Source organism: Streptomyces sp. NPDC008121 (assembly GCF_042957155.1).
Taxonomy (GTDB): domain Bacteria; phylum Actinomycetota; class Actinomycetes; order Streptomycetales; family Streptomycetaceae; genus Streptomyces.
Map to the genome: position 1 here is coordinate 1234157 of NZ_JBIBHT010000001.1, position 26035 is coordinate 1260191.

At 73.9% G+C, this 26035-nt stretch carries 21 protein-coding genes; 5 read left to right on the forward strand and 16 right to left on the reverse strand.

Annotated elements, in window-relative coordinates; translation table 11 throughout:
- The first annotated feature begins 178 nt into the window (after window positions 1-178).
- A complete protein-coding gene (locus ACFZBD_RS05280) occupies window positions 179-1378 on the forward strand; it encodes a helix-turn-helix domain-containing protein (RefSeq protein ID WP_391135583.1) in 1200 nt (399 codons plus the stop codon).
- Between the two features lie 514 nt (window positions 1379-1892).
- Here the strand turns inward: ACFZBD_RS05280 and ACFZBD_RS05285 are convergent.
- Complete coding sequence (locus tag ACFZBD_RS05285; RefSeq protein ID WP_391135586.1) at window positions 1893-3059, reverse strand: glycerate kinase; 1167 nt, start codon at window positions 3057-3059, stop codon at window positions 1893-1895.
- Between the two features lie 253 nt (window positions 3060-3312).
- Between ACFZBD_RS05285 and ACFZBD_RS05290 the strand changes: the two genes are divergently transcribed.
- Entirely contained in the window at window positions 3313-4029 is a 717-nt protein-coding gene (locus ACFZBD_RS05290; RefSeq protein ID WP_391135589.1) for a Sir2 family NAD-dependent protein deacetylase, read from the forward strand.
- 38 nt (window positions 4030-4067) lie between these two features.
- Here ACFZBD_RS05290 and ACFZBD_RS05295 read toward each other — a convergent pair whose 3' ends face one another.
- On the reverse strand, window positions 4068-4562 hold the full coding sequence (locus ACFZBD_RS05295) for a methylated-DNA--[protein]-cysteine S-methyltransferase (RefSeq protein WP_391135592.1): 495 nt from the start codon (window positions 4560-4562) through the stop codon (window positions 4068-4070).
- A gap of 16 nt (window positions 4563-4578) precedes the next feature.
- Window positions 4579-6075: an AlkA N-terminal domain-containing protein gene (locus ACFZBD_RS05300; RefSeq protein WP_391135595.1), complete on the reverse strand. Its 1497-nt coding sequence runs from the start codon at window positions 6073-6075 to the stop codon at window positions 4579-4581.
- A gap of 198 nt (window positions 6076-6273) precedes the next feature.
- Here ACFZBD_RS05300 and ACFZBD_RS05305 point away from each other — a divergent pair, with 198 nt between their 5' ends.
- Complete coding sequence (locus ACFZBD_RS05305) at window positions 6274-9030, forward strand: SpoIIE family protein phosphatase (protein ID WP_391135599.1); 2757 nt, start codon at window positions 6274-6276, stop codon at window positions 9028-9030.
- Window positions 9031-9038: 8 nt separating this feature from the next.
- Here ACFZBD_RS05305 and ACFZBD_RS05310 read toward each other — a convergent pair whose 3' ends face one another.
- The 12 genes from ACFZBD_RS05310 to ggt form a co-directional block, all read right to left on the reverse strand.
- Window positions 9039-11111 carry a SpoIIE family protein phosphatase gene (locus ACFZBD_RS05310; protein WP_391135602.1) on the reverse strand — a complete coding sequence of 691 codons (2073 nt, stop codon included), beginning with the start codon at window positions 11109-11111 and terminating at the stop codon, window positions 9039-9041.
- A 119-nt stretch (window positions 11112-11230) separates the two neighbouring features.
- Entirely contained in the window at window positions 11231-11758 is a 528-nt protein-coding gene (locus tag ACFZBD_RS05315) for an O-acetyl-ADP-ribose deacetylase (RefSeq protein WP_391135606.1), read from the reverse strand.
- A gap of 85 nt (window positions 11759-11843) precedes the next feature.
- Window positions 11844-13265 carry an FAD-dependent oxidoreductase gene (locus ACFZBD_RS05320; RefSeq protein WP_391135608.1) on the reverse strand — a complete coding sequence of 474 codons (1422 nt, stop codon included), beginning with the start codon at window positions 13263-13265 and terminating at the stop codon, window positions 11844-11846.
- Window positions 13266-13428: 163 nt separating this feature from the next.
- Window positions 13429-14052 carry a methyltransferase domain-containing protein gene (locus ACFZBD_RS05325; protein WP_391135611.1) on the reverse strand — a complete coding sequence of 208 codons (624 nt, stop codon included), beginning with the start codon at window positions 14050-14052 and terminating at the stop codon, window positions 13429-13431.
- A gap of 300 nt (window positions 14053-14352) precedes the next feature.
- A complete protein-coding gene (locus ACFZBD_RS05330) occupies window positions 14353-15369 on the reverse strand; it encodes a TIGR03842 family LLM class F420-dependent oxidoreductase (RefSeq protein ID WP_391135614.1) in 1017 nt (338 codons plus the stop codon).
- An 11-nt stretch (window positions 15370-15380) separates the two neighbouring features.
- On the reverse strand, window positions 15381-16784 hold the full coding sequence (hydA, locus tag ACFZBD_RS05335) for a dihydropyrimidinase (protein WP_391135616.1): 1404 nt from the start codon (window positions 16782-16784) through the stop codon (window positions 15381-15383).
- A gap of 120 nt (window positions 16785-16904) precedes the next feature.
- Entirely contained in the window at window positions 16905-18185 is a 1281-nt protein-coding gene (locus tag ACFZBD_RS05340) for an aminotransferase class III-fold pyridoxal phosphate-dependent enzyme (protein ID WP_391135619.1), read from the reverse strand.
- Window positions 18182-19024 (reverse strand): nitrilase-related carbon-nitrogen hydrolase, encoded by an 843-nt coding sequence (locus tag ACFZBD_RS05345; protein ID WP_391135623.1) that lies wholly within the window; start codon window positions 19022-19024, stop codon window positions 18182-18184. Before ACFZBD_RS05345 ends, ACFZBD_RS05340 begins: the two co-directional genes overlap by 4 nt.
- Window positions 19025-19248: 224 nt before the next feature.
- Window positions 19249-20298, reverse strand: a complete 1050-nt coding sequence (locus ACFZBD_RS05350; protein WP_391135626.1) for a hypothetical protein — start codon at window positions 20296-20298, stop codon at window positions 19249-19251.
- Between the two features lie 76 nt (window positions 20299-20374).
- Window positions 20375-20788, reverse strand: coding sequence for a PPOX class F420-dependent oxidoreductase (locus ACFZBD_RS05355; protein WP_391135629.1), 414 nt, complete (start codon window positions 20786-20788; stop codon window positions 20375-20377).
- Between the two features lie 99 nt (window positions 20789-20887).
- On the reverse strand, window positions 20888-21139 hold the full coding sequence (locus ACFZBD_RS05360; RefSeq protein ID WP_391135632.1) for a helix-turn-helix domain-containing protein: 252 nt from the start codon (window positions 21137-21139) through the stop codon (window positions 20888-20890).
- Between the two features lie 191 nt (window positions 21140-21330).
- On the reverse strand, window positions 21331-23172 hold the full coding sequence (ggt, locus tag ACFZBD_RS05365; RefSeq protein WP_391135635.1) for a gamma-glutamyltransferase: 1842 nt from the start codon (window positions 23170-23172) through the stop codon (window positions 21331-21333).
- A gap of 104 nt (window positions 23173-23276) precedes the next feature.
- Between ggt and ACFZBD_RS05370 the strand changes: the two genes are divergently transcribed.
- Window positions 23277-24008: a hypothetical protein gene (locus tag ACFZBD_RS05370; protein WP_391135638.1), complete on the forward strand. Its 732-nt coding sequence runs from the start codon at window positions 23277-23279 to the stop codon at window positions 24006-24008.
- On the opposite strand, the gene ACFZBD_RS05375 is transcribed toward ACFZBD_RS05370, so the two are convergent.
- Complete coding sequence (locus tag ACFZBD_RS05375; RefSeq protein WP_391135641.1) at window positions 23980-25278, reverse strand: cytochrome P450; 1299 nt, start codon at window positions 25276-25278, stop codon at window positions 23980-23982. The two genes, ACFZBD_RS05370 and ACFZBD_RS05375, sit on opposite strands and share 29 nt — an antisense overlap.
- 149 nt (window positions 25279-25427) lie before the next feature.
- On the opposite strand from ACFZBD_RS05375, the gene ACFZBD_RS05380 reads away from it, so the two are divergent.
- Window positions 25428-25877, forward strand: coding sequence for a hypothetical protein (locus ACFZBD_RS05380; RefSeq protein ID WP_391135643.1), 450 nt, complete (start codon window positions 25428-25430; stop codon window positions 25875-25877).
- Window positions 25878-26035 lie beyond the last annotated feature (158 nt).

Below are 26035 nucleotides of genomic sequence, written 5' to 3' on the forward strand. Positions count from 1 at the left end.
GTTCGGATTCCGTGGCCTGTTCAGTGGCGCTCACCCCAGCACCGCGGGGGCCGCCCGTCCACGTCCGGCGGCGGAAACGCTGCCGGTGACCAGCGGGCGCGGCGGCGGGTTGTGCACGGGCACAACAGTGCGTGTCAGGGGCCTGTGGGATACGGCGGAAGGATGGCATCCTCCGGGCATGGGACGGCGCAGACCGCGGACCGGCGACGACTGGAAGCTGCTCGCACAGGCGTGCGCGGCGCTCCTGGCACGGCTGCCGGAGCTGGTGGACGAGCATCTGAGAGAGCTGCACGCGTACGAGCCGGCGTACGGCCGGATCGTGCCGCACGACCAGCACTGGCAGGAGGCCCACGAGGCGATGCGGATCGGGATCGAGATGATCTCGGCGCCCCGCGACTCGCCCCGGCGGGATCTGGAGCACGCGGACGAGATGGGCCGGCTGCGGGCGGAGCAGGGGATGCCGCTGGAGCTGGTGGTGCACTCGTACCGGTCGGCCGGGCATCTGGTCTGGGAGGCGCTGATCGAGGGCGCGGCGGCGGATCCGGCGCAGCTGACGGCGCTGATGCAGTCGGCGACGATGGTGTGGCACGCGGTGGACGCGCAGGCGGACACGGCGTCGGAGGCCTATCGGGCGACGGAGCTGGAGCTGCGGCGGCGTACGGACGAGCAGCTGCAGGCGCTGCTCGACGCGCTGTTGCAGGGCCAGCGGACGCCTGAGGTGGTCTCGCGGGCGGCGGCGGGCCTGGATCTGCCGGAGCACGGGCGGTACGCGGTGGTGGTGCTGCGCTACGACCGGCGGGAGGTGCCGGAGCCGTTCCACCGGCGGGTGCAGGGCGCGGGGGTGCGGTTCCTGTGGCGGATGCGGGCGGACTGTGAGATCGGGGTGGTGTCGCTGACGGAGGGCACGGGTCTGGACGCGCTGTCCGAGCTGCTGACCGGTCGCTGCCCGGGCCCCGGCGGGATCAGTCCGGTGGTCTCGGGCCTCGCGGAGCTGGGCCGGGCCCGCCGGCTCGCGGAGCTGGCACTGCGCACCTGCCCGCCGGAGTCCCACGAGATCGTCCGGCTGGACCGGCGGATGGCGGCCGCCCTGGTGGTCGGGCAGCCCGAGATGGCGGGGCTGCTGATCACGGGCGTGCTGGGCGGTCTCCTGGAACTGGATCCGGCGGACCGGGCGATCCTGCTGGAGACGCTGGACGTGTGGCTCGACTGCGAGGGTTCGGCGGGGCGGGCGGCGGGGCGGTTGTACTGCCACCGGAACACGGTCTTCAACCGGCTGCGGCGCCTGGAGCAGCTGACGTCACGGTCGCTGTCGCGACCGAGGGACCTGACGGAGATGACGCTGGCCCTGGACGCGTTCCGGCTGACGGCGGCGGGGTGAGGGGGACGGCGGCGGCGCGGGAGGAGTGCGGGCGGGGTGCGGGCGCGCAGGCGGGCGCCGTGCGGGTACACAGGCCGGGCGGGGTACGGGCGCGCTCAGGCCCGGCGGGGTGCGGGCACGCAGGCCCGGCGGGGCGCGGGCACGCAGACCGGGCGGGCCGCCGACGCGGTCTCGGACGGCGAGAGCGCGGAGGGATCCGTCGAGGAGGCCCTGCGCGCGATCTGGGCAGAGGTCCTCGGCGTACGGCCACACTGGCCGGGCGGCGCTCAGGCCCCGCAGTGCTCAGGCCCGGCGGCGGCGCGGTGGCGCCGGAGCGGGGGGTGCGGCGGCGCCCCGGACGAACCAGGCGGGGGTGGCATGCCCCGCCCGTGGCCACGGGACCGTGACCGCCGGGCGGGGCCGTGACGGAGAGACCGGCACGTGACGGGAAGGCCGGCCCCGGGCCGGCGGGCCGGTCCCGTCGGACCGTCACGCCGGCCAGCCCGACCCGCCCGCCACACCGGGCTTCGGCGCCTCAGGCCAGGAAGTCGCGTGCGATGTTCGCCGCGACCTGCTCCAGGAGGGGGCCCGCCTCGGCAATGCACTTCTCCGTGTCCGGCTCCAGGTCCGTGAGCGGGTAGGCGCGGCGGATGCCGGCCGTGCCGAGCGTCTCCGGGGCGAGGGCGAGGCGGCCGCAGACCGCGACGACCTCCTTGCCCGCCGCGCGGGCCGCGGACGCGACGCCCGCGGGGGCCTTGCCGTGGAGGGTCTGCTCGTCCAGGGAGCCCTCGCCGGTGATGACGAGGGTGGCCCGCTCCAGGGCCGGGGCGAAGCCGAGGACGTCCAGCATCAGCTCGATGCCGGGCCGGAAGCTCGCGTCCAGGCCGACCAGCGCGCCGTAGCCGATGCCGCCGGCGCCGCCCGCGCCCGGGGCGACGGCGCACTCCGAGGCCTTGGGACCGATGGCCTTCTCCAGGACGGTGACGAAGTGGGCGAGGGCCGCGTCCAGGGTCTCGACGTCCTCGGGGGACGCCCCCTTCTGCGGGCCGTAGACCGCCGGAGCGCCCTTGGGGCCGGTCAGCGGGTTGTCCACGTCGCTGGCGAGGACCAGGTCGACGGAGGCGAAGCGCGGGTCGAGACCGGAGAGGTCGGCCGAGGCCAGCTCGCGCAGCGGCCCGCCGCCGGGGGCGACCGGCTCGCCGGCCGCGTCAAGGAAGACCGCGCCCAGCGCGGCGAGCATGCCCGCGCCGCCGTCCGTGGTGGCGCTGCCGCCGACGCCGAAGACGATGCTCGTGGCGCCCGCGTCGAGGGCGGCGCGCAGCAGCTCGCCGGAGCCGTACGTGGTCGAGGTCAGCGGCGCGAAGACACCGGGCGGGAGCAGCTGGAGGCCGGAAGCCTCCGCCATCTCCACGACCGCCGTCGTCCCGCGCAGCGCGAACGCCGCCGTCACCGGCTCGCCGAGGGGCCCGGTCACCCGCACCTCACGGCGCTCGAAACCGGCCGCCACCGCGGCCGCGACCGTGCCGTCGCCGCCGTCCGCGACGGGCAGCGTCTCCACCTCCAGCTCGGGGACGACCCGCCGCAGCCCAGCCGTGACCCGCTCCGCGACCTGCACGGCCGTGAGCGAACCCTTGAACTTGTCGGCCGCGACGAGCACGCGTGCTCGTCCCTGTGCGACCTCGGTTACTGCTCCGTCCGTCACCTTGCATCCCTTGCTTTCGAACAGGCAGTCGCGCCGAGGCCGACCCTATCCGGAGCGGAAGAGGCCGTGCCACCCCCCGATGAGGCGATATTCCCGCTCATAGCGGGGCGCGGGATCCCCGACGATCGATCAAACGGGGGGCGACAGGCCGGTTCGTGCGCCCTGCCCATACGGGCCGAGGCCGCCGGGACGGGCGGCCGAGGAGGCCGGAAATCCGTGGCGACGCCCGTGAGCCGGGTCCTACGCTCCGGTCATGACCATGGTCGCGATACTCACCGGCGCCGGAATCTCCACGGATTCCGGCATCCCCGACTACCGAGGGCCCGACGGGGAGTGGACGCGCGACCCGGAGGCCGAGAAGGTCGTGACGTACGCGTACTACATGGCCGATCCGGCGATCCGGCGGCGGGCGTGGCGGATGCGCCTGGACGGGCCGGTGGGGCGTGCCGAGCCGAATGTGGCCCATCGGGCGATCGCCGCGTTCGAGAAGCGCGGGAACCCGGTCCGGGTGCTCACGCAGAACGTGGACGGGCTCCACCAGCTCGCCGGGGTGTCGGAGCGCAAGGTCCTCGAACTCCACGGCTCCGCGCGGGCCGTGGTGTGTACCCGGTGCCATGTCCGGTCCCCCATGGACGAGACACTGGACCGGGTGCGGGCGGGCGAGGACGATCCGGCGTGCCGGGACTGCGGGGGCATCCTCAAGTCGGCGACCGTGCTCTTCGGCCAGCGGCTCGACCCGGTCGTCCTCGGCACGGCGATGTCGATCGCCAAGGCCACGAAGGTCTTCCTCGCGGTCGGCACGAGCCTCCAGGTCCATCCCGCCGCCTCCCTGGTGGGGATCGCCGCGGAACACGGGGCGCGGCTGGTCGTCGTGAACGCCCAGCCCACGCCGTACGACGAGATCGCCGACGAGGTCGTACGCGAGCCGATCGGCACCGCGCTCCCGGCGCTCCTGGACCGACTGCTCTGACGCGCGCGCCCGGGGCGTCTCCCGGGGGCCGGTCCGCGTCAGAAAAGGGTGTCGGACCGGCCGGACTCGAAGGCGAGCAGCCGCTGTTTGCGGCCGAGGCCGCCGCCGTATCCCGTCAGGGAACCGCTCGCGCCGATCACGCGGTGGCAGGGGACGACGATGGAGAGCGGGTTCTTGCCGTTGGCCAGGCCCACCGCCCGGGAGGCGCCGGGGTTGCCGAGGGCCTCGGCCAGTTCGCCGTACGTCCGGGTCTCGCCGTACGGGATCAGGCACAGCTGCTCCCACACCCGGAGCTGGAACGGGGTGCCGATTAGCCTCAACGGCAGGTCGAACGCGGTCAGTTCACCGGCGAAGTAGGCGTCGAGCTGACGGACCGCCTCGCCGAAGGGGCGGGGGTCGGGCGCGCCGAAGGTCTCCTCCGGCGGGCGGTGGCGCTGGTCGGTCATGTGGATGCGGCTGAGGACGCCGTCGACGGCGACCAGGGTCAGCGCGTCGTACGGGCTGTCCACGACCAGGTGCTGGACGGTGGGCATGGCGGGGGCTGCTTCCTTAGGCGGGGAGGTGGTTGACGGGGTGGCTGTCGGTGGCCCAGAGGTACTGCACGGCGTACGCGCGCCAGGGCCGCCAGTCGGCGGCGCGGGCGGTCAGCGCGGCCGGGGTGGACGGCAGCCCGAGGTGGTGGGCGGCGCGGCGGACGCCCAGGTCGCCGGGGAGGAAGGCGTCCGGGTCGCCGAGGGCGCGCATGGCGATGACCTCGGTGGTCCAGGGCCCGAAGCCGGGCAGGGCCTGCAGCCGGGCGCGGGCCTCCTCCCAGTCGCAGGCCGGGCCCAGCTCCAGGGAGCCGTCGGCGAGTGCCTCGACGAGGGTGAGGAGGGTGTGGCGGCGGCTGCGGGGCAGTGCGAGCGTCTCGGGGTCGAGGCCGACGAGCGCGGCGGGGGTCGGGAAGAGGTGGGTGAGGCCGCCCTCGGGGTCCTCGACGGGGACGCCGTGCGCGGTGACCAGGCGGGCGGCGTGAGTGCGGGCCGCCGCGGTGGAGACCTGCTGGCCGAGCACGGCCCGTACCGCGAACTCGGCGGCGTCGACGGTGCGCGGCACCCGCCGTCCGGGCGCCCGCTCGACGAGCGGCGCGAGCTGCGGGTCGCGGCTCAGCTGCTCGTCGACCGCGACCGGGTCGGCGTCGAGGTCGAGCATCCAGCGGCAGCGGCTGATGGCGTGGGTGAGGTCGCGCGGGTCGGTGAGGGAGAGCCGGCAGGCGATGTGGTCGGGTCGCGGGGCCAGGGCCACGATGCCGTGGCCGTGCGGCAGGGCGAGCGTCCGGCGGTAGGCGCCGTCCCGCCACTCCTCCACCCCGGGCACGGCGGTCGCGGCGAGATGGCCGAAGAGGTTGGAGGGGTTCAGCGGGGCGCGGTACGGCAGGCGCAGCGCGAGGACACCCGGCGTCGCCGGGGCGCCGGCGGAGACACGGGAGCCCCCCGGGCGGGGGCCGCCGACGCGGGCCCGCAGCTCTCCGGGGGCGAGCGCGAAGACCTCGCGGACGGTGTCGTTGAAGGTGCGGATCGAGGCGAATCCGGCGGCGAAGGCGATCTCCGCCATGGGCATCGCGGTGGTCTCGATCAGCAGGCGGGCCGTCTGGGCCCGCTGGGCGCGGGCCAGGGCCAGGGGGCCCGCGCCCAGTTCGGCGAGGAGCTGGCGTTCGATCTGGCGGGTGGAGTAGCCGAGCCGGGCGGCGAGTCCCGAGACGCCCTCGCGGTCCACGACGCCGTCCTGGATGAGGCGCATGGCGCGGGCGACGGCGTCGGCGCGGACGTTCCACTCCGGGGAACCGGGGCTGGTGTCCGGCCGGCAGCGCTTGCAGGCCCGGAATCCGGCGCGCTGGCAGGAGGCGGCGCTGGGGTGGAAGACCATGTTCTCCGCCTTGGGCGGCACGACCGGGCAGCTGGGACGGCAGTAGATCCGTGTGGTGAGGACCGCGGTGAAGAAGACGCCGTCGAAGCGGGCGTCCTTCGACCGGACGGCCCGCACACAGCGCTCGGTGTCGGTGTGCATGGGTCCAGGATCGTGGACGGCGGCCGTCCCCGGCTGGCGAGAAAACGACATCGACCTCGTCTGGCCGGTGCCGCCTCGATTTCCGGGCCCGGCGGGGGCAGCATGGGAGGAAGGAAAGTGTGCGGCGGCGGCGAGCCGAGGAAGTGGACGGGTGACAGCCGAGTCCGTGATGACAGCCACATCCACGAGAAGAACCCCATGACCGGACGTCTCGGCCGACCACGGGGGCTGTGGACGCGCAGTGTCGCCGGACAGGTGTTCGCCCTGCAGGCGGTCATCGTGGTCCTGCTGGTGACGGTCGGCGCGCTCGCCCTGGTCTTCCAGACCCGTTACGACAGCGAGCGCGAGGCGCGGAACCGCTCTCTCGCCGCCGCGGAGGCCTTCGCCCACGCGCCCGGCCTGGTGGACGCGCTGCGGGCGCCCGACCCTACGGCGGAGCTGCAGACGGCGGCCGAGGAGGCCCGGGTGGCCGGGGGTCTGGACTTCCTCGCCGTGATGACCCCGGACGGGATCCGCTACACCGACGCCCGGCCCGAGTTGATCGGGCAGCGCGCCACCGGCGACATCGCGCGGGCTCGGGGCGGCGAGTCGTTCACCGAGATCTTCACCGGCGAGCCGACCGACGCCGTCCGGGCGATCGTCCCGGTGCGGACGGAGGACGGCGACATCGTCGGCCTGGTCGGCACCGGCATCGAGATCGACGCCGTGTCGAACGTGGTGGAGGGGCAGCTGCCGCTGCTGCTCGGCACCGCCGCCGGGGCGCTGCTGCTCGCGGTGGGCGGCGCCGCGCTGGTCAGCAGGCGGCTGCGCCGCCAGACGCACGGCCTCGGCCCGGTCGAGATGACCCGGATCAACGAACACCACGAGGCGGTCCTGCACGCCGTCCGTGAGGGCGTGCTCATCATCGACGCCGACCGCCGGCTGCTGCTCGCCAACGACGAGGGCCGCCGGCTCCTCGACCTCCCGCCCGACGCCGAGCAGCGGCACGTCACCGAACTCGGCCTGGACCCGGCCACCGCCGCTCTCCTCGCCTCCGGCCGGGCGGTGACGGACGAGGTGCACCTGGCGGGCGACCGCCTGCTGGCCGTGAACGTACGGCCCACCGAGCCGTACCGCGGACGCCCCACCGGCACCGTGATGACGCTCCGGGACTCCACCGAACTCGCCGCGCTCTCCGGCCGGGCGGAGGTGGCGCGGGGGCGGCTCCAGCTGTTGTACGACGCCGGGGTGCGGATCGGCAGCACCCTGGACGTGGAGCGCACGGCGGAGGAGCTGTCGGAGGTCGCGGTGCCGCGGTTCGCCGACTACGTCACCGTCGAGCTGCTGGAGCCGGTGCTGCGCGGCGAGGAGCCCTCGGGGGCGTACACGGAGATGCGCCGGGCGGCGCTCACCGGCATCAGGGACGACCATCCGCTCCAGCCGGTGGGCGATCCGATCCGCTGCGTCGTGCCGACCACGCCCATGGCGACGGCGCTCGACCGCGGACACGCGGTCCTGGTGGAGGAGCTGGGCGCGGCCGACGGCTGGCGGGCGCAGGACCCGGAGGGGGCCGCCGCCGCACTCGACTACGGCCTGCACTCGCTGGTGGCGGTGCCGCTGCAGGCCCGGGGAGTCGTCCTCGGCATGGCCAACTTCTGGCGCGCGGAGACCGCGGAGCCGTTCGGCGAGGACGACCTGTCGTTCGCCGAGGAGCTGACCGCACGGGCCGCCGTCTCCATCGACAACGCCCGCCGCTTCACGCGTGAGCACGCGATGGCCGTCACCCTCCAGCGGAGCCTCCTCCCCCGCGTGCTGCCGGAGCTGTCCGCCGTCGACGTGGCGCACCGCTATCTGCCGGCGAAGGCGGGGGTCGGCGGCGACTGGTTCGACGTGATCCCGCTGCCCGGCGCGCGGGTGGCGCTGGTCGTCGGCGACGTCGTCGGGCACGGTCTGCACGCGGCCGCCACGATGGGCCGGCTGCGCACGGCGGTGCACAACTTCTCCACCCTGGACCTGCCGCCCGACGAACTCCTCGGCCATCTCGACGAGCTGATCGACCGGATCGACCGGCCGGAGACGGGGAACGGCGACGGCCAGGACGAGGACGAGCAGGGGCCGGTCGGCTCCGAGCGCGATCCGATCACGGGCGCGACCTGTCTGTACGTGATCTACGACCCCGTCAGCGGCCGCTGCGCCATGGCGGGCGCCGGGCATCCCGGCCCGGCCCTGGTGCACGCCGACGGGCGGGTGGAGTTCCCCGAACTGCCTGCGGGCCTGCCGCTGGGCGTGGGCGGGATGCCGTTCGTGTCGACCGAGCTGTCCCTGCCGGAGGGCAGCCGTCTGGTGCTGTTCACCGACGGCCTCCTGGAGAACCGCGACCGGGACTTCGACACCGGCCTCGGCCTGCTCCGCTCCGCCCTGGCCAGGCCCGGCCGCAGCCCGGAGCAGGCCTGCGCGGACGTCCTGACGGCGCTGCTCGTCCCCGCTCCGGACGACGACATCGCGCTCCTCGTGGCGGACACCCGCCGGCTGCCCGCCGACCGCATCGCCGAATGGGACGTGCCGGCCGACCCGGCCGCCGTCTCGGGGGTGCGCAACGCGGCCTCGGCCCAGATCGCCGCCTGGGAGCTGGGGGACGTCGCCTTCACCGCCGAACTGATCCTGAGCGAGCTGATCACCAACGCCATCCGGTACGGCGCGGAACCGATCAAGGTACGGCTGCTGCGCGACCGCCGCCTGATCTGCGAGATCGCCGACGGGAGCAGCACCTCTCCGCATCTGCGGTACGCGACGACCACGGACGAGGGCGGCCGGGGCCTGTTCCTCGTGGCGCAGTTCGCCGAGCGCTGGGGCACCCGGTACACCGAGCGCGGCAAGGTGATCTGGGCGGAGCTGACGCTGACCACGGCGCCCGCGGCGGAGGCGGCGGCGATGGGCGTGCCGGACCTGGACGCGCTGGAGCGCCTGGCCTGGTGAGCCCCCGGTCAGCCCAGTGGCGTACGGGCGAGGAGCACGGCGACGTCGTCGGTCGGGGCGCAGGGCAGCAGCCGTTCGAGGATGCCGTCGCAGAGCTGGGTGAGCGGGCGTTCGAGGTCGAACAGGGCCCGGGCGAGTTCGTCCATGCCCTGGTCGAGGTCGCGGTCGCGGGCTTCGATGAGCCCGTCGGTGTAGAGGACGAGCAGGCTGCCCGGGGGCAGCCGCACCTCGTCGGTGCGGAAGTCCTGGACGCCGGTGCCGAGCGGTGTGCCGGGCGGGCCCTCCAGGAAGGTGATCGCCCCGTCGGCCGTCGCCACGGCCGGTGGCGGATGGCCCGCGCGGGCGATGACGACGCTGCTCGTGGCCGGGTCGTGGACGGCGTAGACGCAGGTCGCCATCTCGTCCTCGCCCAGGTCGGCGACGGCGGCGTCGAGGGAGCGGAGCAGCTCCGTGGGCGGGACGCCGTGCCGGGCGAGGGTGCGGACGACGGTGCGGAGCTGGCCCATGACGGCGGCCGCGTGGATGCCGTGCCCCATGACGTCCCCGATGACGAGGGCGGTGCGGCCCTCGGGGAGGGCGATGACGTCGAACCAGTCGCCGCCGACGTCGTGGTCGCTCGCGGGGAGGTAGCGGCCGGTCAGTTCCAGTCCCTCGACCCTGGGCAGCGAGCTGTTGGTCAGGCTCCGCTGCAGGGTGAGGGCGGCTTCCCGCTGGGTGGTGTACATCCGCGCGTTGTCGATGTTGAGGGCCGCGCGGGCGACCAGTTCGTCGACGAGGACGCAGTCCTGCTCGTCGAACGGCTCGCGGCCGTAGACCCGGGTGACGGTGACGGCGCCGAGCACCTTGCCGCGGGCGACCAGCGGGACGAGGCGGGCCGAGCCGATGTTGCCTTCGAAGTAGGAGCGCAGGGCCGCGGAGCGGGGGTCGGGAAAGAGGGCGGGGAGGTCGGAGTGGTAGAGGTTCATCGGACGGCCTTCGGCGACGACCCGTTCGTAGACCGTGCCGAGCGGGATCTGGAAGGTCTGTCCGACGGTGAGCCGGGCGGTGGGGGCGGTCGGGTCGGGGAAGACGGCGGCGATCCGGCGCAGCAGGCCCTGGGCGGAGGACCCGGCCGCGGCGGCGGTCTCGTCGGCCGCGAGGACGGCCTCCAGCATCTGGACGTCGGCCGAGTCGGCGAACCGGGGCACCAGGACCCGGACGATCTCCTCGGCGGTCCGGCCCAGGTCGAGGGTGGTGCCGATGCGGGCGCCGGCCTCGGCGAGGAGTGCGAAGCGGGACCGCGCGCGTTCCGCTTCGACGAGGGCGCGCTGGCCGTCGGTGATGTCGATGAGGGAGGCGATCAGGCCGAGGCGCCGCCCGGAGCCGTCGAGGAGGGGGGCGTACGAGCAGGACCAGGTGCGGTCGTGGTCGGGGTCGGCGGGCGTGCGGCCGGTGCGGCGGACGTCGACGACGGCCTCGCCGCGGTCCAGCACCTGGCGCATGGTCGCCTCCAGGGCGGCGGCGTTGACGCCGGGCACCACTTCGGTGAGCCGTCTGCCGAGGTGCGCGGCGGCGGTGACGCCGTTCATCCGGGCCAGGGCGTCGTTGACGCGCAGGAAGCGCAGGTCGGGGCCGAGGGTGGCGAGGCCGATGGGCGACTGGGTGAAGAGGCTCTGCAGGGCGGCGAGCGAGTCCCGCATCCGCAGGACCTCGGAGGTCTCGACCGCGATCAGCATGGCGCCGGGCCGCCCCCGCGGGTCGACCTCGGGGACGATCCACATCTCCATGGTGACGTCGTGGCCGTCGCGGTGGCGCACGGGGAGGGTGCCCACGACGGTCTCGCCGGAGTGGACGCGGCGCGTCAGGTCGTCGGCGAGTTCCTGGTTGGCCTCGGGGACCAGGACGGGGGTGGCGGGGCGGCCGAGCAGTTCGTCGGGGCGGTAACCGAGGAGGTCCTGGGCGGCGAGGGACCATTCGACGACGCGGCCGTCGGCGTCCTCTCTCCAGAGGGCGATCGGCAGCACTTCGCGCAGCACACCCGCGTATCCGATGGCCGCCGGCGGCCGCCCCGGCTTCCCGCTCCGCGACTGATCAGTGTCCAACGCATCGACCTAACCCCGGGGGGTGTCATTCCTACGCAGTCACCCTATCCGAGCCGCCCTTGCGGGGCTCTGCGAGTGGTCCGTTCGGCAGCCGGGATCCGCCCGCGCACGTGCGCCGGTCAGCGCAGGTGGCGTGCGAAGGCCTCGTACGCCGTCTCGTCGTAGAGGACGAAGCGGACCTCCGCGACCACCGCCGTCTCCGTCGCCCGGACGGTCTCGACGGCGATGCGGGCGCCGTCGTCCAGGGGCCAGCCGTAGACGCCGGTCGAGACGGCGGGGAAGGCGACGGTGCGGGCGCCGAGCTCGTCCGCGACCCGGAGGGAGGCGCGGTAGCAGGAGGCGAGCAGTGCGGAACGGTCCTCGTCGCGGGACCAGACCGGGCCGACGGTGTGGACGACCCAGCGGGCGTCGAGCCGGCCGGCGGTGGTGGCGACGGCCTGGCCGGTGGGCAGGCCGCGGCCGTGGTGCCCGGCGCGGAGCGCACGGCACTCCGCCAGGATGTCGGGGCCGCCCTTGCGGTGGATGGCGCCGTCGACCCCGCCGCCGCCCAGCAGGGAGGAGTTCGCCGCGTTGACGATCGCGTCGGCGTGCTGGGCGGTGATGTCGCCGAGGACGAGGGTGATGCCGGGAGGCGTCGTACGGGTCATGGGGTCATCCTCGCCCGGGGGCGGGCGCCTGCGCCGCCCGTTTTCCGGGGCGCCGTCCGCGTACGCAGGCGGACGGCGCCCCCGGTCAGCGGCCGGACGCACGCAGGCGGCGCCACACCGCCTTGGCCGCGTTGTGGCCGGACATGCCGTGGACGCCCGGGCCCGGCGGGGTCGCCGAGGAGCAGAGGAAGACGGCGGGGTGCGGGGTGCGGTACGGGAAGAGGGACAGTTTGGGGCGCAGCAGGAGCTGGAGACCGCGGGCCGCGCCGCAGGCGATGTCGCCGCCCACGTAGTTGGGGTTGCGGGCGGCGAGCTCGGGCGGTCCGGCGGTGGCGCGGGCCAGGACACGGTCGCGGAAGCCGGGCGCGAAGCGCTCGATCTGGCGCTCGATCGCGTCGGTGAGATCGCCGTCCCAGCCGTTGGGCACATGGCCGTACGCCCAGAAGACGTGCCGCCCCTCGGGGGCGCGGGAGGGGTCGACGAGGCTGGGCTGGGCGGTGATGAGGAAGGGCGTGTCGGGCGCCGTCCCGGAGGACGCCTGGTGGAGCGCGGTGCCGATCTCGGCGGTGGAGGGGCCGATCTGGACGGTGCCGGCGTGCCGTGCCTCCTCGGCCGTCCAGGGCACGGGTCCGTCCAGGGCGTAGTCGATCTTGAAGACGCCGGCGCCGTAGCGGTAGCGGTCGTAGTGGCCGCCGAAGCCCGCGATCCGGGCGAGGGCGGTGGGCGAGGTGTCGAAGACGTACGCGCGGGCCGGCGGCAGGTCGTCGAGCCGCTTGACGTGGAAGTCGGTGTGGACGGCGCCGCCCAGGTCCTTCAGGTACGCGGCGAGGGCGTCCGAGATCGACTGCGAGCCGCCCCGGGGCAGCGGCCAGCCGCCCGCGTGCGCCGCCAGCGCGAAGACGAGGCCGATCGCCGTGGTGGCGAAGCCGTTGAGGGGGGCGATGACATGGGCGACGAGCCCGGCGAACAGGGCGCGCGCCTTGTCGTCCTGGAAGCGGCGCAGCAGCCAGGTGGAGGGGGGCAGTCCGTCGAGGCCGAAGCGGGCGAGCGTGAGGGGGTCGCGGGGCAGCGCGGTCAGCGGCAGGGACATGAAGTCCCGTGCCAGCGTGTCCCATCGGCTGAGGTAGGGCGCGACCAGCCGTCGGTAGGTCCCGGCGTCGCGCGGCCCGAAGGAGGCGGCGGTCTCCCCCACGGACCGGGAGAGGACGGCGGCCGTGCCGTCGTCCCGCGGGTGGGCCATGGGGAGCCGGGGGTGCAGCCACTCCAGGCCATAGCGGTCCAGGGGCATCGTCCTGAAGACGGGTGAGGTGACGCCGAGCGGGTGCACGGCGGAGCAGGGGTCGTGCCGGAAGCCCGGCAGGGTCAGCTCCTCGGTCCTGGCGCCGCCGCCGACCGTGGACGCGGCCTCGAACAGGGCGACGGAGTACCCGCGACGGGCCAGCTCCACCGCGGCGGTCAGTCCGTTGGGGCCCGCCCCCACGACGACGGCATCGAGCATCGACGGCACGTTCGGACTCCTTCGTCGGCCACCGGCCGCCGTCCGGCGACCGGCACGACCAAGAATAGGCGCCGGACGCGGCACCGGACCCGCGCGGCTGCGGCGGGGACGCGAACGGACCCGCCGCGCGCGCCCGGTGGGGGTGTCGTCGCAACGGGTCCGTGGGGCGCGTTCAGGGAGTGGCGAGGGTCCCGACGAGGACGAACTCGTTGTACGGGAAGACCTTTCCGACCGGCCGCGGGAAGGGGAAGGAGTAGGTCCGGGCGACGTCGAGCCCCGCCTTCTCCGCGTGGCGCCGCAGTTCCTCGAAGCCGACGAAGCGCACGTGCGTGGCGTCCGTCTTGTAGCCGGATTCCTGTGGGGTGATCAATACGACCGATCCGCCGGGCTTCACCAGCGGGAGGTACTGCGCGAGGACGTCGACCGCCATGCCCTCTTCCATGTGCTCCAGGACATGGGCGCAGAGCAGGCTGTCGAAGGATCCGGGACCGCAGTCCTCGGCCTTGGCCAGCTCTTCGGGGGTGTAGGCGTTCAGCCCTCGCTCACGGCAGGTGGTGACGGAGTGGGCGTTGTGGTCGACGCCGACGCTGTCCGGTCCGCAGTTGAGCAGGTTGCGGCCGAGGCCGCACCCGACGTCGAGGACACGGCCGAGCTTGAGGCGGCGCAGATTCCATCTGTAGGGCGCCTGGGTGGGGAGGAACCTCTTGAGTCCCGATTGCTCCAGACGTGCCAGCCGCTGGGTGTACTCGGAGGACTCGGTCCCGGATTCGCGGGCCTTGTCCTGGGTGCCGGCCATCGGCAACCGCCTATCCTTCGCTTTTTCCATGGGGAACCACGACATGCAGGTGATCGCCGATGTGATCGGCGCCACTTCAGGCTAGGGGACGGGCGAGCGGAAGGTAAAGGTCCAAGCGGCTTCGGAGGCACGATTCCTCGGCCCGGCCCGGGCCCCCCGTGGTCGGGGTGGCGACCGGGGACCGCCCCCGTACATCCGTTCACGTGGTGGCCCGGTGGCCCGGAGTCGCCTCCCGCCACGGGGCGAGGCCCGGTCACGGGAGGCGGCTGCCCTCACTCCGCGCGAGTGCGGGCACGGGGGTCAGTCGGCGAGCGCCGGGATGATGTCGGAGCCGTAGGTGTCGATGGTGGCCTCCTTGGCGTCGTGCATGGCGTAGACGGCGAACTGGTCGACGCCCAGCTCCCGCAGCCTGCGCAGTTTCCTGACGTGCTCCTCGGCCGGGCCGAGGAGGCAGAAGCGGTCGACGATCTCGTCGGGGACGAAGGCGGTGTCGGGGTTGTCGGCCCGGCCGTGGTGGCTGTAGTCGTAGCCGTGCCGGTTCTTGATGTACGCGGTCAGCTCCTCCGGCACCATCCCCGAGTGCTCGCCGTACCTGGCGACCAGGTCGGCGACGTGGTTGCCGACCATGCCGCCGAACCAGCGGCACTGCTCGCGCGCGTGCGCCAGGGCCTCCGGGGAGTCGTCGGCCGTCACGTAGGCGGGCGCGGCGACGCAGATGGTGAGCGCGTCGGGGTCGCGGCCGGCCTCGGTGGCGGCCTGCCGGACGGCCTTGACCATCCACTCGGTGAGGAAGGGGTCGGCGAGCTGGAGGATGAAGCCGTCGGCCTTCTGCCCGGCGAGGGCCAGCGCCTTCGGGCCGTAGGCGGCCATCCAGACCGGGAGCCGGCCGTCCTTCACCCAGGGGATGCGGATCGTGCTGCCGTCGACCTCGGCCTCGCGGCCCTCGGCGAGGTCGCGGATGACGCCGATGGCCTCGCCGAGCCGGGCCAGGGTGTTGGGCTTGCGGCCGGCGACCCGCATCGCCGAGTCGCCGCGGCCGATGCCGCAGACGGTCCGGTTGCCGTACATCTCGTTGAGGGTGGCGAAGGTGGAGGCGGTGACCTCCCAGGTCCGCGTCCCCGGGTTGGTGACCATCGGGCCGACGGTCAGTTTGGTGGTGTGCTCCAGGATGCGGCTGTAGATGACGAAGGGCTCCTGCCAGAGCACGGCGGAGTCGAAGGTCCAGCCGTAGCGGAAGCCGTTGCGTTCCGCCCGGCGCATCAGGCCGACGACCGCCGACGCGGGCGGGTCGGTCTGCAGGACGAGTCCGAAGTCCACGACTGCTTCTCCTAGTTCAGGTACTGACAGGTGGAGCGGGGGATGAAGCAGCCGTGTCCGGCCCGGCCGGTGAACTCCCGCTTGTCGATGACGACCTCGCCGCGCGAGAGGACGGTCTCGACCTGGCCGGTGACGGTCTTCCCCTCGTACGCGGAGTAGTCGACGTTCATGTGGTGGGTCTCCGCCGAGAGGGTCTGCCGGACGTGCGGGTCGTAGATGACGACGTCGGCGTCGGCGCCGGGGGCGAGGGTGCCCTTCTGCGGATAGAGGCCGAACATGCGGGCCGGGGTCGCGCAGGCGATCTCGATCCAGCGGCGGCGGTTGATGCGGCCGTCGACGACGGCCTGGTGGAGCAGGTCCATCCGGTTCTCGACGCCGGGCAGACCGTTGGGGATCTTGGAGAAGTCCCCGCGGCCGAGCTCCTTCTGGCCGGCGAAGCAGAAGGGGCAGTGGTCGGTGGAGACGACCTGGAGGTCGTTGGTCCGCAGCCCGCGCCAGAGCGCTTCCTGGTGTTCCCGGGGCCGCAGGGGCGTGGAGCAGACGTACTTCGCGCCTTCGAAGCCGGGCTCGGCGAGGTTGTCGGTGGAGAGGAAGAGGTACTGGGGGCAGGTCTCGCCGAAGACCGGCAGCCCCATGTCCCGGGCGGCGGCAAGCTCCCGCACCGCCTCGTCGGCGGAGACGTGCACGACGTAGAGGGGCGCCCCGGCGACCCGGGCGAGCTGGATGGCCCGGTGGGTCGCCTCGGCCTCCAGGAGCACCCGGCGCACCTCCCCGTGGTAGCGGGGGTCGGTCTCGCCGCGGGCCAGGGCCTGTTCGACGAGGACGTCGATCGCGATGCCGTTCTCCGCGTGCATCATGATCAGGCCGCCGTTGCCCGCCGAGCGCTGCATGGCGCGCAGGATCCGGCCGTCGTCGCTGTAGAAGACGCCGGGGTACGCCATGAAGAGCTTGAAGGAGGTGACGCCCTCCTCGACCAGCTTGTCCATCTCCTTGAGCGTGTGCTCGTTGACGTCGGAGAGGATCATGTGGAAGGCGTAGTCGACGGCGCAGACGCCGTCGGCCTTGGCGTACCAGGTGTCGAGTCCTTCGCGCAGGCTGTGGCCGACGCTCTGGACGGCGAAGTCGACGATGGTGGTGGTGCCGCCCCAGGCGGCGGCGCGGGTGCCGGTCTCGAAGGTGTCGGAGGCGGCGGTGCCGCCGAAGGGCAGCTCCATGTGGGTGTGCGCGTCGACGCCGCCGGGGATGACGTAGCGGTCGGTGGCGTCGATGGTCCGGTCGGCGGTCCAGCGGGCGGCCGCGTCGGAGCCGTGGGTGGCGAGGGCGGCGATGCGGCCGTCCTCGATCAGGACGTCGGCGTGCAGCTCGTCGGCGGCGGTGACGACCAGACCGCCGCGGATGAGGGTACGGGTGCTCACGGGTCTCCCCCTGACAGGAACCGGGTGGGTGCGCTGGGGTGTGAGGGCTTGGGGGGCGGGCTCCCCCGGGCCGACGGGGCCGGCGGCGCGGCCCGGGGGGTGGGGCCCGGGGGGGTGGGGCTAGAGGGCGCGGAGCGCCGCTTCGAGGATCGCGGCCCCTTCCTCGGCCTCGGCGACGGTGAGCGAGAGCGGTGGGGCGACGCGCAGGGAGCTGGTGCTGTGACCGCCTCCCTTGCCGATGAGCAGCCCGTTCTCGCGCGCGGCCTCCAGGACGGCGGCGGCCGCCTCGGGGTGCGGCTCGTCGGTGCCCGGTACGGTCAGTTCGATGCCGATCATCAGGCCGCGGCCGCGGACCTCGCGTACCGCCTCCACTCCGGCGCCGACGGCCCGCAGCCGCTCCAGGAGCAGTCCGCCGACGCGGCGGGCGTTGCCCTGGAGGTCGTGCTCCAGGAGGTGGCCGAGGTTGGCGAGGCCGGCGGCCATCGTCACCGGCGAACCGCCGAAGGTGGAGATGGAGTTGGCGTCCAGGCAGTTCATGACCTCGGCGCGGGCCACGACCCCGCCGACGGACATGCCGTTGCCGATGCCCTTGGCGAAGGTGAGGATGTCGGGCGGTCCGGCCTGGTCGTGGGCCTGCCAGCCCCAGAAGTGGTCGCCGGTGCGGCCCCAGCCGGTCTGCACCTCGTCGGAGATCCAGAGGATGCCGTGCCGGTCGAGGACCCGGCGGAAGGCGGCGTAGAGCCCGTCGGGCGGGGAGGTGAAGCCCCCGACGCCCTGGATCGGCTCGGCGATCAGCGCGGCGACGTCCCGGGTGTGGCCGAGGAGGTCCTCGAGGTCGGCGACGCACGCCTCGATGAAGCGGTCGTCGCTGAGCGCGGCGTACGGACCGCGGGTGCGGACGCCGCCGTGGACGTACAGGGTCTGGAGCGGCGAGAGGGCGGTGGGCGACCAGGAGCGGTTGCCGGTGATGCCGATGGTGGAGAAGGACCGGCCGTGGTAGCTGTTGCGCATGGCCAGGATCTGGTTCGACCGGCGGTGGGTGGTGGCCAGGAGCAGCGCCGTGTCGTTGGCCTCGGTGCCGGAGGTGGTGAAGAAGACGCGCGCGTCGGGGATGCCGGAGAGGGCGGCGATCCGTTCGGCGAGCTCCACCATCGGGCGGTTGAGGTAGAGCGTGGAGGAGTGGATGATCCGGCCGGCCTGTTCCGCGACGGCCTTGGTGACCTCGGGCAGGGCGTGGGCGGTCATGGTGGTGAGGATGCCGCCGAAGAAGTCGAGGTACCTGCGGCCCTCGGCGTCCCAGACGTGGCGGCCCTCGCCGTGGGTGATCTCGAGCGGGTCCCGGTAGTAGAGGGCGACCCAGTCGGGGATGACGGCCTTGTGCCGGTCGTGGAGGGCGCTCACGGGCTCACCAGCCCGTCGTAGGCGTCGGGGCGCCGGTCGCGGTAGAAGGCCCACTGCTGCCGGACCTCCTCGATCAGTCCGAAGTCGAGGTCGCGGACGACGAGTTCCTCGGTCTTGTCGGAGGCGAGGTCGCCGACGAACCGGCCGCGCGGGTCGACGAAGTAGCTGGTGCCGTAGAAGTCGTTGTCGCCGTACTCCTCCTGGCCGACGCGGTTGATCGCGGCGATGAAGTACTCGTTGGCGACGGCGGCCGCGGGCTGCTCCAGCTGCCAGAGGTGCGAGGAGAGACCGCGGTGGGTGGCGGACGGGTTGTACACCAACTGGGCGCCGTTGAGTCCCAGTTGCCGCCAACCCTCCGGGAAGTGCCGGTCGTAGCAGATGTAGACGCCGACCTTGCCGACGGCGGTGTCGAAGACCGGCCAGCCGATGTTCCCGGGGCGGAAGTAGTACTTCTCCCAGAAGCCCTTGACCTGGGGGATGTGGTGCTTGCGGTACTTGCCGAGGTAGGAGCCGTCCGCGTCGATCACGGCGGCGGTGTTGTAGTAGAAGCCGGAGTCCTCGATCTCGAAGACGGGGACGACGATCACCATGCCGGTCTCGCGGGCGAGCTCGCGCATCCGCAGCACGGTCGGCCCGTCGGGGACCGGCTCGGCCCAGCGGTAGTGCTCGGGCTCCTGCACCTGGCAGAAGTAGGGGGCGTTGAAGACCTCCTGGAACCCGATGACCTTGGCGCCCTGCCGGGCCGCCTCGCGGGCGTGCTCCTCATGCTTGGCGATCATGGATTCGGTGTCGCCGGTCCAGGTCGCCTGGACGAGTGCGGCGCGTACGACAGCGGTCATGAGCTGCTCCTTCGGCACGGCGTCAGAGAGCCTCTACGCACGTAGACGCGGTGCGTAGATGGAGAACGTAAGCCCCGTCACACCCCGGAGCAAGACCGCCGCCGCGAAGCAAAGGAGTCGATCATGTTTCATACCCGAGTGGTCCACGTCGGACACGCACCGACACGTCCGGGCCTGTTCCGGTGTGACCGATGTGACCGGCGCGAGGGCGGCTCGCCCGGCCTTCAGGCGCCGGCGAGGCCGGCGACCCGGAGCGCGTGGGACAGGGCCCGGACGTGGGCCGGGGAGAGCGTCCCGGCGGCGTCGAGGAGTTGGGGGACGAGGGTGTACGGGTCGACGGCGGCGAGCCGGGCCGCGTCCTCGGGGGTGCGCACCCGGACGAAGGCGGTGAGCAGGGCACGGGCCTCGGGGTGGTGCTCCTCGGCGCGCAGGGCGGCGCAGGCGCCGGCCAGCTCCTCGACGGGACGGCTCACGCCCTGGCGGAGGAGCTGATCGCAGTCGTCGTCGCGGCCGGCGTCCGCGAGCGCCCCGGCGACGGCGGCGAGCCGGCCGGGCGGCAGCGTGGCCGCCTCCCAGAGCAGGGTGGTCCAGTCGGCGCCGAGTCCCGCGCGGTGGAGTTCCGCGGCGAGCGGGGGCAGCCAGGCGGGCGGACCGGCCAGTGCCTCGCAGAGCAGGGCGTGCGCCTCGCCGCTGCGGCCCTGGGCCCGCAGCCGGCCCAGCGCGTACACCGCGTTTCCGGCGGCGCGCTCGGCCGCGGCGAGGTCGGCGGCGGGGAGGAGGGGGCGCGGCCGGGGTTCGGGGGCGGCCTCGGCCGCGGCGAACCGGGCGCCGCGCGGTGCGGCCGCGTGGTCACCGGCGGTCGGGGGCACGGCGACGGCTTGAGGTACGGCGACGGCCTGGGGGGCTTCCTCCGTCGCGCCCACTTCGCGCGCCCGGTTCTCGGCGTGCCGCCGTTCCCGCTCCCTCAGCTCCCTGCGTTCCCGCAGGGCCTCGGCGCCGCCGGGCCGGCGGTCGTGGGCCACGGCCGCCGCGGCGTAGCGGGCACCGACCCGCGCGGCCGTCGGTCCGGAGGGGGCCTCCCCCAGGTCCTGGAGGAGGGATTCGACGAGGTCCCAGGGCATGATCTCCGTGCCGTCGAAGCAGGCTCGCAGCCCCTCCGGGTCCCGGCTCACGAAGACGCCGTACCAGCCCGCGCCCGGATCCAGACGGCCCGCGAGCTCTCGAAGGCAGCGCGCGAAAGCGTGGACCTCCGCCGGAAGTTGATACACCGTCATACCGCCGCACCGCCCGTGCCCTCGACTGGAACATTCCGGTCCGCGGGCATTCGACCGCAGTCGTGTTACGGGGCGGCTACGGACGGTTTTCAGGAGAGGACGCGTCGGTGGGGAACGTCACGGCGATGCCGGTGTGCGGGCGTTTCCCGAGGCGGGCGACCATGGCGGGCCAGTCCACGAACCAGAACTGCCAGGTGTACTTCCGGGCGAGCAGCTTGCGCACCTGGCGCAGCTCCTCGCCGGTCAGCAGGCGGGCGGTGCCCGCCGTCGCGGTCGCGTCAGGGGCGACGTTCCCGCGCAGGTCGCAGACGGCGACCGTGACCCGGGGGTCGTTGCGCAGCCGCTTGACCTTCCAGGAGTCCGTACGGGTCCATGCGTAGAGCTCGTCGCCCTCCACCGCGTACCAGACGGGCGTCGCCACGCCGGTGCCGTTCCTGCGGAAGGTGGTCAGGCTGACATAGCGGCCGCGTCGCAGCTCCTCGGGCATCATGCGGCCGAGGCTATGCCACCGGGCCGGAGGCCCCAACAAGGCCCCCGGGCCGCTCCCCCACGGCTCCGGGCGCCCGAGGGATCGGACCGGCTCGGGGGGTCAGACCGGGACGAGCGCGCAGCGCGTGACGACCTCGTCCAGGGAGAGGCCGAGGACGCCGGCTAGGGCCGCGACGGTGAAGAAGGCGGGGGTCGGGGCCCGTCCGGTCTCGATCTTGCGGAGCGTCTCGGCGGAGAGGCCGGCGGCCGTGGCGATCTCGGCCATGGACCTGTCGCCGCGCGCTTCGCGCAGCAGCAGGCCGAGGCGCTCGCCGCGCTCGCGCTCTTCGGGAGTCAAGGGGGTACGTACCATCCACCCATTCTAATACCGGTATAGTAATTGGCGTCATGGGCTCACGACGGAGGCGTCCCCGCAGGCGAAGCGCGAGACCGGCCGGGTCGTCGACCACGAGGGACCGCCCGGACCCGGCGCCTCGCTCGACCGGGTCCGGCGCCCGTCCCTCCTGACCCGGCACCCCGGCACTCCGTTCGAACGGCCCCGGTTCAGCCCCGGGGCCGTACGACCATCGCCGAGCCTCCGCCCCTGCGGGTTGTCTCCGCCGCCGCCACCCAACGGCCGTCCGGCAGCCGCTGGACGCCGGTCGCCGCCCCGATCTCCGGGTTCTGCCGGAAGGCGTGGCCGATCGCCTCCAGTTCGCCGCGCAGCTTGCTGTTCCAGAGACCCGGTTCGAGCTCCGTCGTCGTCTGGTTCCGCTGGCTGGCCCGGGGCGCGGCGATGGCGTCGACGAGGGGCAGTCCCCGGTCGACGACGCCCGTCAGGGTCTGCAGCACGGTGGTGATGATCGTCGCCCCGCCCGGCGAGCCCAGGGCGAGGACCGGCCGGCCGTGCCGGTCGAGCACGATGGTCGGGGCCATCGACGAGCGGGGGCGCTTGCCGGGGCCGGGCAGGTTCGGGTCGTGGACCGCCGGGTTCGCCGGGACGAAGGAGAAGTCGGTCAGTTCGTTGTTGAGCAGGAAGCCGCGCCCCGGCACGGTGATCCCGCTGCCGCCGGTCGACTCGATCGTGAGGGTGTAGGCGACGACGTTCCCCCACCGGTCGGCCACCGTGAGGTGCGTCGTGTTCTCGCCCTCGTACGTCGTCGGCGCCGCCGTCCCGCCCCGCGCGCAGTCGGCGGGGTGACGCGGGTCCCCCGGCGCGAGCGGGCTGGTCAGGACGGCGTCGTCGCGGATCAGGCAGGCGCGCGAGTCCGCGAACCGCTGCGAGAGCAGGCCGCGGACGGGCACGTCCTCGAAGGCGGGGTCGCCGACCCAACGGCCCCGGTCGGCGAACGCGATCCGGCTCGCCTCGATGAAGCGGTGCAGGTACGCGGCCTCGGAGGCGGCCGAGAGATCGGTCCGCTCCAGGATGTTGAGCGCCTCGCCGACGCTGGTGCCGCCGGACGAGGAGGGCGCCATGCCGTACACGTCGAGGCCGCGGTACGAGATCTTCGTGGGCCGGCGCCGTTCGGTCTCGTACACCGTGAGGTCGCGCTCCGTCAGGTCCCCGGCGCGGACCACCCGCGTCGCGCCCGGCCGTACCGGCGGCTTGCGCACGGTGTCGACGATGTCCCGGGCCAGCGGGCCGCGGTAGAGCGCGCCGACGCCTTCCCGGCCGAGCTTCTCGTACGTACGGGCGAGGTCCGGGTTCTTGAAGGTGGAGCCGACGACGGGGAGGGCGCCGCCCGGCAGGAAGAGCTTCGAGGAGGCGGGGAAGTCGCGGAAGCGGGCCTCGTTGGCGGCCGTCTGCGCGCGGAAGGTCGGGTCGACGGTGAAGCCGTCGCGGGCCAGCCGCGTGGCGGGGGCGAGAAGGCGGCGCAGCGGCTTGGTGCCCCAGGCGTCGAGGGCGGTCCGCCAGGTCGCCGGGGTGCCGGGGGTCCCGACGCTGAGGCCGCTGGTCATGGCCTCCTCGAAGGGGAGGGGTTCGCCGTCCTCGACGAAGAGGCGCGCGTCGGCCGAGAGCGGCGCGGTCTCGCGGCCGTCGACCGTGCGCACCGTACGGCTCGCGGCGTCGTAGTGGACGAGGTAGCCGCCGCCTCCGATGCCGGCGGAGTAGGGCTCGGTGACGCCGAGGGCCGCGGCCACGGCGACGGCCGCGTCGACGGCGTTGCCGCCGTCGCGGAGCACCTCGATCCCGGCGGCGGAGGCGTCCGGGTCGACGCTGGCGACGGCTCCGCCGTACCCGACGGCGACCGGTACCTTCGCGGGGCCGGGGGCCGGGGGGCCGGACCGGGTCACGGCCGCCGGAGCGGCCACCGCCCCGGTCGGCGGGGCCGCCGCCCCCACCGCCAGCAGCACGGTCGTGGCGACGACGAGAACCGACCCGTTGCGGGCCACGGAACGACGCATCCCTACCTCCAGTCAACAGCCGTCCGCGCAGCGTAACTTCCGGGCGGCCGCATCGTCAGGACCGCCTCGGACGCGCCGCGGCGCCCCCGCTAGCATGCGCGCCCATGAATGAAGACCTGCGCAATGTCGTCCTCGGCGTGCTCGCGACCGGAGTCAGCGCGTCGCTGGGCTGGCTGACCCGCACCTACGCGTGGCGCCGCGGGCTCCGGCGCAAGCAGGCGTTCTTCGGGCTCCCCAGCGGGTCCGAGTGCGTCCTGGTGATGAACCGCAAGGCGGGCAGCGACGCCGCGGTGCACAACGTCGACGTCTCCGCGCTCCTGGAGCTCTCCGCGCTGATAAAGGACTGCGGGGCGAAAGCCCATATCGTCCAGCACGACATGGCGCGCCAGGGCCTCGGCGACCGTACGGAGTTCTGCGTCGGCGGGCCGTACTCCAATCGGCGGATGGCGGCCCATCTGGCCTCCCTGCTGCCCGGTCTGACGATGAACGTGGAGTCGGATCCGGTCGCCGACCGGGGCATGATCACGGTCGGGGGCGAGGTGTACCGCGGGGTGCAGGGCGAGCGGGAGTACGTCCTCCTCGCGAGGCTCACGGGCGGCGAGGGCGGCCGGCCGGTCTTCCTCTTCTGCGGACAGTTCGCCGTCACCAACCAGGCGGCGACCCGCTATCTCGCGCGGCACCACGAGAAGCTGGCCCGCAGCTACGGCTCCGGCCCCTTCGTGCTCCTGCTGAAGGTGGTCAACTCCGAGGCGTACGGACCCGACGTGGTGGAGCTGGTCGCCGACGTGACCCGGGCGGCGCGGACGGCTACCGCACCCGAAGCGGCAGCGACTTGATGCCGTTGACGAAGTTGGAGACCAGCCTGCGGGGCGGGCCGGCCGGGGCGAGGCGGGTGAAGGCGCCCCGCGCCGCCGCCTCCCGCACCTCCTCGTGGAGGACGCGCAGCTGAAGCCGGGCGAAGTGGGCGCCCAGACAGACGTGCGGGCCGTCCCCGAAGGAGACGTGGGGGTTGGGGCGCCGGGCGAGGTCGAGCCGCAGGGGGTCGGGGAAGACCCGTTCGTCATGGTTGGCGGAGGCGTGGAAGACGACGACCTTCTCCCCCGCGGCGATGGTCCGACCGGCCAGTTCGGTGGGGCGGGCGGCGGTGCGCCGGAAGGAGAGCACCGGCGGGTGGACGCGCAGGAGCTCCTCCACGGCGCTGTCCACGGACACCTCCCCGTCCCACAGCCGGCGTCGCTCGCCGGGGTGTTCGGCGAGGGCGAGCAGTCCCCCGGGGGCGGCGGAGCGCACGGTGTCGTTGCCGGCGACGGTCAGCAGGAAGAAGAACATCTCCAGCTCCGCGTCCCGGAGTTCGCCCGTCGCCAGCGCGGTCATCACGTCGTCGGCGGGGTGGAGCCGCTTGTACGCGGCCAGGTCCCGGGCGTACGCGAACATCTCGGCCAGCATGGCCGGGGAGCGCGGGTTGACGGGCCGGCCCTCGGGGTCGAGGACGGGCGGCTCGTCGGGGTCCTGGTAGGCGATGACCCGCTCGGTCCAGGCGAGCAGGAGGCCCCGGTCGGGCGCGGGGACGCCGAGGAGGTCGGTCAGATTGAGCAGGGCGTAGTCGTCGGTGACCGCGCGGACGAGATCCACCTCGGGCCCCGCCTCCGCCGCGGCGGCGAGCAGCGTCCGGGCCCGCTCGCGGGCGGTGGCCGCGAAGCGCTCGATCCGTCGGGGGGTGAAGGCCCGGCTGACGAGCCGTCGGAGCCTGCCGTGGTCATGACGGTCGCCGGCGTCCGCACGCGCGTGGGGATCCGGCGCCGGGTCCTGATTGAGCATCATGCGCCGGATGAACGGCAGGTCGGCGGGGTCGGGGTCACGGATCTGCGTGGCGCCGAGGGACGAGGAGAAGGTGGCGGCGTCCTTGAGCACCCGGACGACGTCCGCGTGGCGGGTGACGGCCCAGAACCCGGGGCCGGCGGGCCAGCCGAGCACGGCGTACTCCTCCTGCCAGGCGACCGGATACCGGTCGCGCAGGGTCCGGAAAGCCGCGTGCGGCAGGCCTCGGGCGTAGCGGCGGGGGTCGAAGACATCGGGCACGCCGGGTACGTCGCTCGGACTCTCCACGGGACCAGCTTGGCACGGACGGCCGGGGCGCGGACCCGATCGAGTCCGAGACCGGCCGGGGCCGGTGCTCCATGGGCGGTGACGCGGGCGGATACTGGCCGTGGGACCGCGTCGCAGGCGCCGGCGACCACGAAAGGGGGGACGGTCGGATGGAGTTCACCCCGCTGCCGTACCTTGACGAGCACGCGACCGTCGTCCCCGCGGAGGCCGAGACCGTCTGGCGCGAGCTGCTCGCCGCGGTCGACGGAACCTTCTCCCACCCCCGAGGGGCACGCTACGCCCGGCTCGTGGGATGCGCCGACCCCACGGCGTCCGGACCGCGCCCGCTCGTCGCGGGCTCCACGCTGCCGGGCTTCCGGGTGGTCCGCGCGGACCCCGACCGCGAGCTGGCGCTCGAAGGGCGCCACCGGTTCTCGGTGTACGCCCTGACCTTCCGTCTCGACCCCGCGGGCCCGGGCCGGACGCGACTGCGCGCGGAGAGCCGGGCCTCCTTCCCCGGCCCGTCGGGCGCTCTCTACCGGCTGCTGGTGGTCGGTACGGGCGGGCACGCCGTCGGCATGCGCCGCCTGCTGGCCTCGATCGGCCGCCGCTGCGCCTAGGTCGTGTCCGGGCAGAGCCCGTGCACTCAGCCGGGCGGGCCGGTGGGGCCGTGTCCCGTCTCACATCCGACATCGGGGAAAAAGATCGGATTGTCGCAACCCTTCCGGCCCCGTGGCCCTCTCTCCCCGGGAAAGAGATCCACACCGGAGGTCGTCCC